Here is a 12,401-nt window from a genome sequence, read left to right on the forward strand (position 1 = left end):
GGGGGCCGTGCGCATGGTGAGCCGGACCGGACTGGTGAGCGCGGGACTGGGGCTGGGTGCGGTTGGTGGATTCGTCGGCAGTCTGCTCAGGGAACGGAGCGCTCTGACCGCTGCCCGCGATGCGGCGGGTGCAGGAAGCGAGGAACAGCCTTCATGGGGCGTCGGCTCGTACCGCTCACGCTGGACAACCTTCAGGACCTTCCCAAGCGCTGCCGCTCGTGCGTCTTCTGGGAGCTGGACCCCGTCAGCGGTGAAGCCGCGGTAAAGGCGGGCACGTCCGCGCTGGAGAAGGAAGCCTGGATCTCCGCCGTGCTGTTGGACTGGGGTTCCTGCGGCCGGGTCGTCTATGTCGATGACGTGCCGGTGGGCTTTGTGATGTACGCGCCCCCCGCCTATGTGCCTCGCTCGACGGCGTTCCCCACCAGTCCCGTCGCCGCCGATGCCGTACAGCTGATGACCGCGTACATCGTGCCGGGATATCAAGGGCAAGGGCTGGGCCGGGTCATGGTGCAGACGGTGGCCAAGGATCTGCTGCGACGGGGCTTCAAGGCGATCGAGGCCTTCGGCGATGCCCGGTGGAAGGAACCGGCCTGTGTGCTGCCCGCCGACCATCTGCTGGCGGTGGGCTTCAAGACGGTCCGGGCGCATCCCACGTATCCACGGCTGAGGCTGGAGCTGCGGACGACTCTCTCCTGGAAGGAGGACGTCGAGATGGCCCTGGACCGTCTGCTCGGTGCCGTGCAGAAGGAGCCGGTGCTCCGGCCCCTGTAAGGGCTTGGGTCTACGGCAATGGGCCACCCCGTGGGGGTGGCCCATTCGTGTTTCACGTGAAACATCGCCGTCGGCTCGACGGACGCCTCGATTACTCGGCGATGAAGTCCTCGAGGTCGCGCAGGATGGCGGCCTTCGGCTTGGCACCGACGATGGTCTTGGCGACCTCACCGTTCTGGTAGACGTTCAGCGTCGGGATCGACATCACGCCGTACTTCGCGGCGATGCCGGGGTTCTCGTCGATGTTGAGCTTGACGATCTCGATCTTGTCGCCGTGCTCCTTGGCGATCGCCTCGAGGGACGGGGCGATCTGGCGGCACGGCCCGCACCAGGCGGCCCAGAAGTCCACCAGGACGGGCTTGTCGCTCTTGAGGACGTCCTGCTCGAAGGAGTCGTCGGTCACGTTCTTCAGGGTGCCGGCCACGGCGGGCTCCTTAACTGGTTGTTGCGTGGGGTGATGAGGGGTCAGACGGTGGTCTTCTCGGGCTCGGCCTTCTCCTCGTCCGCCAGCGCGGCGAGGTAGCGCTCGGCGTCCAGAGCGGCGGAGCAGCCGGTACCCGCTGCGGTGATCGCCTGGCGGTAGGTGTGGTCCACCACGTCACCGGCGCCGAAGACACCGGTCAGGCTGGTCCGGGTCGAGGGAGCACCGACCTTCAGGTAGCCCTCCTCGTCCAGGTCCAGCTGGCCCTTGAACAGCTCGGTGCGCGGGTCATGGCCGATCGCGATGAACAGGCCTGTGACCGGGAGGTCGGACAGCTCGCCGGTCTTGACGTTGCGCAGCTTCAGACCGGACAGCTTCGGGTCGCCCTGGATCTCGGCGACCTCGCTGTCCCAGACGAAGCTGATCTTCGGGTCGGCAAAGGCGCGCTCCTGCATCGCCTTGGAGGCGCGCAGGGTGTCCCGCCGGTGCACGATCGTCACGGACTTGGCGAAGCGGGAGAGGAAGGTGGCCTCCTCCATCGCGGTGTCACCGCCGCCGATCACGGCGATGTCCTGGTCCTTGAAGAAGAAGCCGTCACAGGTGGCGCACCAGGAGACACCGCGGCCGGAGAGGGCGTCCTCGTTCGGCAGACCGAGCTTGCGGTGCTGGGAGCCGGTGGCGACGATCACGGCCTTGGCCCGGTGGACGGTGCCGGAGGTGTCGGTGACGGTCTTGGTCTCACCGGTCAGGTCGACGGAGACGATGTCGTCCGCGACCAGCTCGGCGCCGAAGCGCTCCGCCTGGGCCCGCATGTTGTCCATCAGCTCGGGGCCCATGATGCCGTCCTGGAAGCCCGGGAAGTTCTCCACCTCGGTGGTGTTCATCAGAGCACCGCCGGCGGTGACGGCACCTTCGAACACCAAGGGCTTCAGCGACGCGCGCGCGGTGTAGAGCGCCGCCGTGTAACCGGCGGGCCCGGAGCCGATGATGATCACGTTACGGACGTCGCTCACGGCTGGATTCCTCGTCTCTGGACTGAATCGTTCGACCGGTGGGAGTCCCATTCCTGACTCTCACCCCACCCAACGGATCCTAAGGGGCGCGCATTCCCGCTGTGCCCGGGCACACGGAGAAGCGTCTTCCGTGCGGCTACCCCAAGAACCAGAGACGGCTGGCGGGAAGGAACCGCCCACAGCTCAGGAGCGCGGATACGAGTGCTTCAGCAGCACCTTGGCCTTCACCGACGACTGGTCCACACATGTCGCATCCACCAGATAGGCGGTGACCCGGGTCGGGTCTGCGGCGTCGGGCAGGACGACGAGCAGTGCCTTGGTCCCCTGGTAGGTGCCTTCCTTGGCGGCCAGAGCCGAGTCCGTGTCGCCGATGCTTTCCCGGACGCACTCGGGGATGGTCACCGAGGACTCCTTGAAGAGGCTGGTGGCATGAGAACTGGGGACGGACTCCACACCGAAGCCATCGGGGGAACGGGAGCCGCCGCGCGTGCTCGGCTGCCCTGCGAGAAGATCTGCGACCTGCTTCTTGAGGCGGTCCTCGGAGAAGGTGTCCGTGGAGGTCGACTGCTCCCCGTGGGCGGCGGTGTCGGCCTGGCCGCCGGACAGCGACGACCACAGGACGGAGCCCAGTCCCAGAGCCGCGGCCGACAGGACGGCGCTCAGGACGACGGTCCTGCGTCGGCCGCCCCGCTTGCGGTCCTTGCGCCCCGGGCCCGTGGAAGAGGCTCGGGGATGTCCAGCTGGACGGTCCGTGGGCGATGTTTCACGTGAAACACGCGGGCTGTCGTCCCCACTCGATGAGGCACGGGCCGCCTCGACGGGTGCACTGCCCAGTGCCTCGGGCGCCGAGGCGTTCAGCAGTGCCTCAGCGGCGAGCGCGGCATCGATCCGGCCGGCGACATCGGCGGGCATGGGCGCGGGCCCCGGAAGCGTGCCGAGGAGGCCCCGGATCTCCTCCAGGGACGCCTGCACGTCGGAGCAGAGATCGCACTCCTCCAGATGCCGCCGTACCTCGGCGGTCCTGGATGCGGGGAGCAGGCCCTCGGTGAGGTCGGAGATCTCGGTGACGTCCGGGTGCCCCGCCGCGTCCGTCGTGGATGTCACGCTCGCCCACCTCCGCCCTTCACAGCAGCTGAATCGCTCGGTCCTGGATCTCGCGGACCGTCGTCACGCGGTTCCGCTGCCGGTGGGACGGATGTCCCCTGCGTCCGGTTCCGCCGCTTCCCCGATTCTGTGCCGCCCCCTGGATTCTCGGGCCGTAGATGGGTGAGCAGCGGCAGGAGTCTGGCCCGGCCCCGGGCACAGCGGCTCTTCACCGTGCCGACCGGCACATCGAGGATGCGGGCGGCCTCCGCGACGGGATAGCCCTGCATGTCCACCAGGACGAGGGCGGCCCGCTGGTCGGCCGGGAGGGTGCGGAGCGCCTCGAGGAGCTGGCGGTGGAGATCGTTGCGCTCGGCGGGAGCCGACGCCGACTCGTGCGGCTCCAACAGCTGCTCCAGCCGCTCGTTGTCGTCCACCGGCGAGGTCTTCCGGGAGGCGGCCTTGCGGGCCCGGTCGAGACAGGCGTTCACCGTGATCCGGTGAAGCCATGTCGTCACGGCCGACTGGCCACGGAAGGTGTGGGCGGCGCGATAGGCGGAGACAAGGGCGTCCTGGACGGCGTCAGCGGCTTCCTCGCGGTCACCCAGGGTGCGCAGCGCCACCGCCCAGAGCCGGTCCCGGTGCCGCCGCACCAGCTCACCGAAGGCGTCGGGGTCGCCCTCGACGTGCCGGGCGAGGAGGTCCTGGTCGCTCACATCGCCATATGCGATGTCCTTAGCCATCGGGCCCCCTCGCCTTCGGCCGACTCAGCCCGTGAACTTCAGGTCGGTGATGGCCTGCTTGTAGCCCGCGCTGCTGTAGCCGTCCGTGGGCGCGTTCGGGACGGCCGTGATCCACAGCAGCACGTACCGCGTCTTCACCGTCTTTGACGCCTTCACGGTGAGAGAGGTGGCGCTTGTGCTGGCGGTTCCGATCTTCGTCATTCCCTCGACGCCCGTCGACGGGGAGAGTGAGTCGGTGGCGTAGAGGGTCGCCGTCGTGTGGTCGCCGCCGTACCGGAGCCCTATCGACGCGGCGGAGACCTCCTGGGACGAGCCGAGGTCGTAGACGATGCCCACGCCCGGCTTGTAGGGAGCCAGCTCCGGGCCGTCGGTGTAGCGCTTGGTGCGCCAGAACGTGGAACTGTTGCCGTCGTACGTGTTGCCGACATCCTCGGCCGCTTGGGCGTCACCGCTGGCCACGTACTCCTGCGCACCCTCGATCGTCAGCGGTTTGACCGGCTTGGGCTTCTCGTTGCCCTTGTCGTTGTCGTCCGTCGTCTGGGTCTGGTTGGTGTCGTCGGCCTTCTCGCCCTGCTGCATCAGTGCGTCCGCCAGCTGCCAGCTGCCCAGACCCAGCGCGGCGATGAGCAGCGCGGAGACGGCCCACTTCAGTGCCTTGCCGGTGCGGCTCTGCAACGGGGGCGGTGGGGGCGACGCGACCGGCTGAGTGACACCTGGCGGAGGGGTGCGGCCGTAGGTGCCCTGCTGGTAGGTGGTGCGCTGGTACTCGGGCGGGGCGGTGAACGCGGGCTCCGGCGGGCGGATGCGCGGCATCTCCCCGATCGCCTTCACCAGCTCCTCCGGCGTGGTGCACGCCGACTCGTGGCGGGAGGCGGTCGCGCCGTCGTTGGCGAGGGCGCGCATGGCCAGCTCCGACAGGCCGCGGTGGACTCCGGCGCGCACCTGGTCGGGGGCGATGAGACCGACGTCCTTGGGCAGCCCTGACAGACCGTAGGCGTCACTCTCGTACGGCCAGCGCTGGGTGAGCGCCGCGTACAGCAGTGCGCCGATCGCCTCGGTGTCGGTGCGCTGCGGGGTGTCGGAACTGATGCCGCGTAGGGCGGCGTTGACGGCGAGGCCGCGGATGCGCCACTGGCCGGTCGAGGTGCGCAGCACGGCGTTGGGGTTCAACCGCAGATGGGCGAGGCCCTCGCGGTGCGCGGCGGCCATGGCGGCGGCCACCTGGGTGACCATCTGGTAGGCGTCGTGCGGCTCCAGCGGCCCGGTTGCCAGCAGAGTGGTCAGTTCGGTGGCGTCGGGCAGCCATTCGTGGACGACGTAGACGAGGTCGTTGTCCTCGACGGCGTCCAGCACCTGTACGAAGCGGGGATCGCCCAGCAGGGCGGAGGAGCGGGCCGCGGCGAGCACCGAGCGGGCCCGGGAGTGGTCTGCGGGCAGTACATGGACACCGACCGCGCGGCGCAGTTTCTCGTCCACCGCACGCCAACTGCTGAAGCCGTCCAGACGGGTGACGCACTCCTCCAGGCGGTACCGTCTGGCGAGCTTGTGGCCGCTGTGCAGTTCGGGCGGTGAGGCCTTACCGGGACCGCCTGCCCCGTCGCTCCCCTGTGCCTCGTCGTTCTTCGTGTTCCGCTCCAGGTTCTGGGCCACCCCGTCGGCCGTGGACTGGTCCGCCTGCTCCGCCTTGGCGGTCAGCGGCTTGTCGCCGCTGCTGTCTGCCACGTCGACGGCAGCCGTGCTCCGTTCCGCCACCGTCGTTCCTGCCTCCCCATCCGTTGCGCGCCGTTCGACTCCGGGCGCGCCGTCCGACGCCGAAACCAATTGTGCCCACAGTCCGCCGCTATGCACGACACACGACGGCGGACGATGGTTGTGCGCATACCCCCGCGTCAGCGCCCCAGACGCCCACGCACCATGCCGACGAGCGAGTTCACTTCCGCCACGCGCATCTTGCGGGCGGCGACGAAGAAGACTCCGAACAGTACGGCGCCACCGGCGAGCAGTGCGGCGAACGAGCCGACGACTCCCTGGCCGAGGGTTTGGGTGATGCCGTAACAGGCCGCACCCGCCAGCATGGCCGCGGGTACCGCCGCGATGCTCAGCCGGGCGTAGGTGCGCAGCACGCGGGCGCCGTCGAGGTCGCCGCCCAGCCGCTTGCGCAGCCGTCGCCAGGCGACACCGACGCCGATCACATAGGCCAGGCCGTAGGAGGCGGCCATGCCGACCACGGCCCAGCGGGCCGGGAGCAGGACGAAGCAGAGGGCCGAGGCGCTCGCGTTGACGGCGGCCACGATGACCGTGTTGTAGAAGGGCGTGCGGGTGTCCTCGTACGCGTAGAAGGCGCGCAGGACGACGTACTGCACGGAGTAGGGGATCAGGCCGAGGCCGAACGCCATCAGCATGTAGCCCATGTTGGTGGCCGCGCCGCTTCCCGAGGAGCCGAAGATCAGGGTGCACATCGGGATGCCGAGCGCGACGAACCCGAAGGCGAGCGGCACGATGGCGACGGCCGTGGTGCGCAGGCCCTGGGAGATGTCGTCGCGGACGGCGCCTCCGTCTTCCTCGGCGGCCGAGCGGGAGATCCGGGGCAGCAGGGCGGCCATCAGGGAGACGGTGATGATGGCCTGCGGCAGGCCCCAGATCAGCTGGGCGTTGGCGTAGGCGCTGAAGCCGGTGCCGGGGATGTCGGTGTCGGCGACGGCCGCGGTGGCGAGCTGGGTGACGACGAGGGCGCCCGCCTGGTTGGCGAGGACGAACAGGATCGTCCACTTGGCCAGCATCGCGGCCTTGCCGAGGCCGTGGCCCTTCCAGTCGAACCGCAGGCGCAGCCGGAACCCGGTCTCGCGCAGATACGGGATCATCGCCAGCGCCTGGACGACGAGGCCGAGCAGGATGCCGATGCCGAGGAGCCGCTGGCCCTCCGCCGGGATGTTGGTGACCTGCATGCCGGAGTGCTCGGCGGTGCCGTACACCCACAGGAACATGCCGAGCGTGACGATGATGACGATGTTGTTGAGGACCGGCGTCCACATCATCGCGCCGAACCGGCCGCGGGCGTTGAGGATCTGACCCATCACCACATGGACGCCCATGAAGAAGATGGAGGGCAGGAAGTAGCGGGTGAAGGTGATGCCCACGTCGTTGGCCGCAGGGTCGGTCGCCACGGAGTTCGACAGGGCGCGCACCAGCAGCGGCGCCGCGAACATCGCGAGCAGGGTGAGCAGCCCCAGCGCGACCATGACCAAGGTCAGCAGCCGGTTGGCGTACGCCTCGCCGCCGTCCTCGTCGTCCTTCATGGCACGCACCAGCTGCGGCACGAAGACCGAGTTGAGGCCACCGCCGACGGTGAGGATGTAGATCATCGTCGGCAGCTGGTAGGCCACCTGGAAGGTGTCACCGAGGAGCGCGGTGCCGAGTGCCGAGACGATCAGCGCCGAACGGATGAAGCCCGTCAGCCGGGACACCATGGTGCCCGCGGCCATCACGGCGCTCGACTTCAGCAGACCCGTCGCCCGGCCGCCCTTCTTCGGGACGGCGGCTGCGGGGACGGGATCGGGAGCCTCGGCCGCGGGGGCCGCGGGCGCGGAGGTGGGGGGCTGCGGCGGCGGCCCGCCCGCGTAAGGGCCCGTGTGGTACGAACCCGCGCCTGACGGGTCCGCGTGCGCCTGGCCCGTGTCGGGTTCGGCGGCCGGGCCCGGTACGGCGGGGTGGTAGTCCGTCGGCTGGTGCGTCCCGCCCTGCTGCTGGTCCCGGAAGAGGTGGGCGAACGCGTCGGGTTGCTGCTGCTCCCCACCGGACTGGGTGACCAGGTCGTCGACGCCCACGTACTGCGTGTGACGCGGGTCGTCACCGTACGGCAGGTACTGTGTCGGGCCCTCGGGCTCCGGTGCCGGGGTCTGCGCCCAGACCCGCGGATCGGGAGCGTACGGCGACGGGGGCGGCTGTGCGTACAGCTGCTGCGGCGGCGGATACGTACCCGGGGGCGGCGGGGGGTGCGCGGCACGGTCGTAGAGCGCCTCGGCGACCGGGTCCTGCGCGGAGAGGTCCTGCCCCCGGTAGGGGTCCTGGTCGTAGGCGTCCTGGAGGTACATGTCCGCCGGGTGCTGCGGCGGCACCTGGCCGTGCTCGGGCGGCGGGCCCTCGGGGGTGCCCGGGTCGCCCGCGGCCTGGCCACGGTCACCGTCGTACGGCGCGTTCATGCTTACTCCACCTCATCGGTCCCGGCCGCACCGGCCTCGGCATCCTCAACGGTCCACTCTCTCACCCGTCCCGGACGGGTTGGCGCTTTCCGCTGCGGTGTCCGGTGTCGGGTCACTCGGCTGCTGCGGGTCGGCTTCCCCGCCCGGTGTGCCGGACTCCTGTGTGAGACGGTCCTCGGGGTCCTCCGGGTTTCCGGGACCGCCGGTGGAATCGTCGCCGCTGTCCGCGCCGTCCTCCGCGGCCCTGCGGGCGGCGGCGCGCTTGCGCTGGGTGTACATACGGAAGCCCGCGAGGACGAGGAGCAGGAAACCGCCGCCGATGACCAGCATCACGGTGGCCGTGAACTCGGTCACCTTCACATCGAACGTGACCGGGTCGCCGTAGGCCTGGCCGTCCTCGGTGAACAGCTGGGCCACCACCGTCGCCCGGCCGTTGGCCTTGGCGGACGTGCTGAACTTCACCGACTGGCTGTGGCCGCCGGAGACCTTGACGGGTTCCTCGGAGTAGGCGTTGCCGCCGATCTCCAGACGGGTCGGGCTGGTCGAGGTGAGGCGGAGCACCAGGTTGTCGACGCCCTGCACCAGGTTGTTCTGGACGGTCACCGGGATGGTGGCGCTGCGGCCGGAGAGCTTGGTCTCCGACTTGTCGATCAGTCTGACCTGGTCGATCAGATCGTCGAGGTAGGTCTCCACACCGTCGCGGAAGACGGTCGCCTCGGCGGCCCGGCCGCGCCACGACGTGGACATCTCACGGTTCATGGCCCGCCCGAAGGGGGTCACCACCCGGGATTCGAAGGTGAGGATCACCTTGAAGTGGTCGAGCTTCTCCTGGGTGGTCGCGACCTGCTCGAAGGTGGCGCGCGGCAATTCCCGCTTGCGCAGCGACGACGGGTACGAGGAGGCCGAGGGGACCTTGGTCGTGGCCTCGGGGTCCGGCCTGGCCTCGGCGGCCGCGGTGAGGGTCTGGCCCTCGGACCAGGTGCCGTCCTGGAGAATGGTCACCGCCCTGGCCATGGCCCGGGCCTGGCTCGCGGTCGGTGTCCGCTGCGGCGCGACCACGATGCTGCGCTGCTTGCCCGTCTGGAGGTTGACGCTCAGGCTCTGTGCCAGGAACCGCTGCACCGCGAGCGTGGTGGTGGACGCCTTCGTCAGGTCTCCCTGGAACGCCGTCGACAGCCGGGAGTCCGCGACCACCGCCGTGGTGCCCCCGCCGATCGGCCGGGCCGCGGAGGGCGTGTACGGCAGACCGCTGGTCTCCTCCAGGCTGTCGCTGCGGGCGATCACCTTGTCGGCGCCCGCGGAGGTGGCGACCTTGACGATCGACGGGTCGACGGCGCCGTTCACCGGCCACGCGAAGTCCGTGCTCGGTGTGACGTACAGCACGGACCGTACGGTGGTGGCGGCGACGTCCGTGGCGTCCTTGAGGTGGCTCAGCGAGCCCGGGACATCGGTGCCGTTGTGGGCGAGCGAGGCCAGGTCGGGATCGCCGAACGGCAGAGCGACGACCTCCTTGCCGGCCACCGCCTTCTGGAGCTGGGCGAGCCACTGCTTGGCGACGGCCTGGTGCGTGCCGGGCGTGGTGGTGTCGCCCTCGCCCTGGATCTCGTAGCCGCGGGTCATGGCGTCCACGGAGGCCAGCAGATCCGGGTCGATCACCCAGGTGACGTCCAGATCGCGGCCCAGGGACACCATCTGTTCCAGACGGCCGCCCGCGGAGATCTCCTTGGCGAGGTCGTCGTCGCTGAAGACCGGTGTCTGCTGTTCGTTCGACCCGGTCTCCGCCGTCATGTGGGAGCTGGCCACCAGCGGCCACAGGAACGTCGTCCTCGTCTTCGTTTCTGCCTCGTCGGGCTGCCACGGCAGGAAGGTGCGCTGGATGCCCAGCACCTGCTCCCAGGCCTGTGTGGAGGTCTGTCCGGACAGTGAGACGCCGAGCTGGTAGACGCCGCTGCCGCCGAGGTCCAGCTCGTCGGTCGGCACGGAGATGCTGAAGCGCTGCGCGACGCCTGGGGTGAGCCTGGTGAACTCCTTGGCGTAGGACTCGCCGACCTCGACGCCGTCGATGCCGGGGACGTAGTCGGTGCGCTGGGAGACGCTGTCGATCGAGGAGCGGGTGGTCAGCTCGGGGCCCACCCGCAGGTCGACATGGGCGTCCGTGATCGTCTGCTTGCCCTTGTTGGTGACGCTGCCCGAGATGGTCAGTGTGTCGTTGTCGCCGGGTGCGGCGGGCGTGACCGAGTCGAGGGCGATGGCTACCGAGCGCGAGTCGGAGGCGGCCTTGGCGGAGGACTGCCCGGAAGCCGTGGCGGAGGTCTGTCCGGCGGCGTCCGCGGTCTGCGCGGCGGGCAGCTGGAGCAGCCCGGCGAGCAGCGGCGCTCCGGCGAGGAGTGCCGCGGTCCTCCGCAGCCAGGGGCGGGCAGGTGAGGGACCGGTCCCCTGGAAGTCTGCCGCCTCGGCCACGCGCTCGCCCGTCCCTAGTCGTCGTCAGTGGTCGTCGGAATGTGCGTCCAGGCATGGTAACGATGCCCGCTGAGAGGAAGTGCCGCGGACTACGTCACAAGATCGTAGAAGTCAGGGCGCCGACCCGAATGTATCCGTATATAGGGGAACGCTGCCGTGATGCAGCGGAACGCCGCCCTGCGCCGGTAATCGGCGCGCTCGTCGGCGTCACGGCCACGTACCCTCTTTTGTTGTGCCGAACGCCAATGAAGACAAGCTCAGTGTCCCGAACCAGGTACAGCACCGCGCGGCCGACGAGTCGCTGACGGTCGCACCGGTCGCCGACGACCTCGCGCGCCGCTTCGAAGCGGCCGGATTCTCACTCGCCCTGGTCGGCGGCTCGGTCCGGGACGCGCTGCTCGGTCGGCTCGGCAACGACCTGGACTTCACCACCGACGCCCGTCCCGAGGACGTCCTGAAGATCGTGCGCCCCTGGGCGGACGCGGTGTGGGAGGTCGGGATCGCCTTCGGCACGGTCGGTGCGCAGAAGGACGGCTACCAGATCGAGGTCACCACCTATCGCTCAGAGGCCTACGACCGCACCTCGCGCAAGCCCGAGGTGGCGTACGGCGACTCCATCGAGGACGACCTCGTCCGGCGTGACTTCACCGTCAACGCCATGGCGGTGGCGCTGCCCGAGAAGAGGTTCATCGACCCGTACGGCGGCCTCGGTGATCTCGCGGCGCGGGTGCTGCGCACACCGGGTACACCGGAGGACTCCTTCTCGGACGACCCGCTGCGGATGATGCGAGCGGCGCGTTTCGCCGCCCAGCTCGACTTCGAGGTGGCTCCCGAGGTCGTCACCGCGATGAAGGAGATGGCCGAGCGGATCGAGATCGTCTCCGCCGAGCGGGTCCGGGACGAGCTGAACAAGCTGATCCTGTCCGCGCACCCCCGCAAGGGCCTCGCCCTGCTCGTCGACACCGGCCTCGCCGACCGGGTCCTGCCCGAGCTGCCCGCGCTGCGGCTGGAGAGCGACGAGCACCACCGGCACAAGGACGTCTACGACCACACACTGATCGTGCTGGAGCAGGCGATCGCGCTGGAGGAGAGCGGCCCCGACCTGACGCTGAGGCTCGCCGCGCTGCTGCACGACATCGGCAAGCCGCGCACCCGTCGCTTCGAGAAGGACGGCCGGGTCTCCTTCCACCACCATGAGGTGGTCGGCGCCAAGATGACCAAGAAGCGGATGACGACGCTGAAGTACTCCAACGAGATGGTCAGGGACGTCTCGCGGCTGGTCGAACTCCACCTCCGCTTCCACGGCTATGGCACCGGCGACTGGACCGACTCCGCCGTGCGTCGCTATGTGCGGGATGCCGGGCCCCTCCTCGACCGGCTGCACAAGCTGACCCGCTCGGACTGCACGACCCGCAACAAGCGCAAGGCGGCCGCGCTGTCCCGGGCGTACGACGGCCTGGAGGAGCGCATCGCCCAGCTCCAGGAGCAGGAGGAGCTGGACGCGATCCGCCCGGATCTCGACGGCAACGAGATCATGGGGATTCTCGGGATCAACCCCGGTCCGGCGGTCGGGCGCGCCTACAAGCACATGCTGGAGCTGCGCCTGGAGAACGGTCCGATGGGGCATGACGAGGCAGTGGCGGCCTTGAAGGACTGGTGGGCCGAGCAGAGCTGAGGCCGTGAAACGGGGGCATGTTTCACGTGAAACATG

The 12,401-nt window shown here is 69.6% G+C and carries 9 protein-coding genes; 2 read left to right on the forward strand and 7 right to left on the reverse strand.

Going from position 1 to position 12,401, the window contains the following annotated elements:
- The first annotated feature begins 153 nt into the window (after positions 1 to 153).
- Positions 154 to 771 carry a GNAT family N-acetyltransferase gene (locus KBY47_RS18110; RefSeq protein ID WP_210922187.1) on the forward strand — a complete coding sequence of 206 codons (618 nt, stop codon included), beginning with the start codon at positions 154 to 156 and terminating at the stop codon, positions 769 to 771.
- 91 nt (positions 772 to 862) lie between these two features.
- Here KBY47_RS18110 and trxA read toward each other — a convergent pair whose 3' ends face one another.
- The 7 genes from trxA to KBY47_RS18145 all read right to left on the reverse strand — a co-directional run bounded on the left by trxA (position 863) and on the right by KBY47_RS18145 (position 10,690).
- Complete coding sequence (trxA, locus tag KBY47_RS18115; RefSeq protein WP_210922188.1) at positions 863 to 1,195, reverse strand: thioredoxin; 333 nt, start codon at positions 1,193 to 1,195, stop codon at positions 863 to 865.
- Positions 1,196 to 1,236: 41 nt separating this feature from the next.
- Positions 1,237 to 2,205 (reverse strand): thioredoxin-disulfide reductase, encoded by a 969-nt coding sequence (trxB, locus tag KBY47_RS18120; RefSeq protein WP_210922189.1) that lies wholly within the window; start codon positions 2,203 to 2,205, stop codon positions 1,237 to 1,239.
- 183 nt (positions 2,206 to 2,388) lie between these two features.
- Positions 2,389 to 3,309, reverse strand: coding sequence for an anti-sigma factor (locus KBY47_RS18125; protein WP_210922190.1), 921 nt, complete (start codon positions 3,307 to 3,309; stop codon positions 2,389 to 2,391).
- Positions 3,306 to 4,031 carry an RNA polymerase sigma factor SigM gene (gene sigM, locus KBY47_RS18130; RefSeq protein ID WP_210922191.1) on the reverse strand — a complete coding sequence of 242 codons (726 nt, stop codon included), beginning with the start codon at positions 4,029 to 4,031 and terminating at the stop codon, positions 3,306 to 3,308. Before sigM ends, KBY47_RS18125 begins: the two co-directional genes overlap by 4 nt.
- 24 nt (positions 4,032 to 4,055) lie before the next feature.
- Positions 4,056 to 5,783, reverse strand: coding sequence for a protein kinase family protein (locus tag KBY47_RS18135; RefSeq protein ID WP_210922192.1), 1,728 nt, complete (start codon positions 5,781 to 5,783; stop codon positions 4,056 to 4,058).
- A gap of 137 nt (positions 5,784 to 5,920) precedes the next feature.
- Complete coding sequence (gene murJ, locus KBY47_RS18140; RefSeq protein WP_210922193.1) at positions 5,921 to 8,230, reverse strand: murein biosynthesis integral membrane protein MurJ; 2,310 nt, start codon at positions 8,228 to 8,230, stop codon at positions 5,921 to 5,923.
- Between the two features lie 45 nt (positions 8,231 to 8,275).
- Positions 8,276 to 10,690, reverse strand: a complete 2,415-nt coding sequence (locus tag KBY47_RS18145) for a DUF6049 family protein (protein WP_210922194.1) — start codon at positions 10,688 to 10,690, stop codon at positions 8,276 to 8,278.
- A gap of 232 nt (positions 10,691 to 10,922) precedes the next feature.
- Between KBY47_RS18145 and KBY47_RS18150 the strand changes: the two genes are divergently transcribed.
- Complete coding sequence (locus KBY47_RS18150; protein ID WP_210922195.1) at positions 10,923 to 12,365, forward strand: CCA tRNA nucleotidyltransferase; 1,443 nt, start codon at positions 10,923 to 10,925, stop codon at positions 12,363 to 12,365.
- The last annotated feature ends 36 nt before the right edge of the window (positions 12,366 to 12,401 follow it).

Origin of the sequence: Streptomyces sp. B93, assembly GCF_018070565.1 — a bacterium.
Lineage (GTDB): Bacteria > Actinomycetota > Actinomycetes > Streptomycetales > Streptomycetaceae > Streptomyces.

Coding starts and splice junctions, on each gene's coding strand:
- KBY47_RS18110 (WP_210922187.1), top strand. CDS start 154: ATGGGGCGTCGGCTCGTACCGCTCACGCTGGACAACCTTCAGGACCTT.
- murJ (WP_210922193.1), bottom strand. CDS start 8,230: ATGAACGCGCCGTACGACGGTGACCGTGGCCAGGCCGCGGGCGACCCG.
- sigM (WP_210922191.1), bottom strand. CDS start 4,031: ATGGCTAAGGACATCGCATATGGCGATGTGAGCGACCAGGACCTCCTC.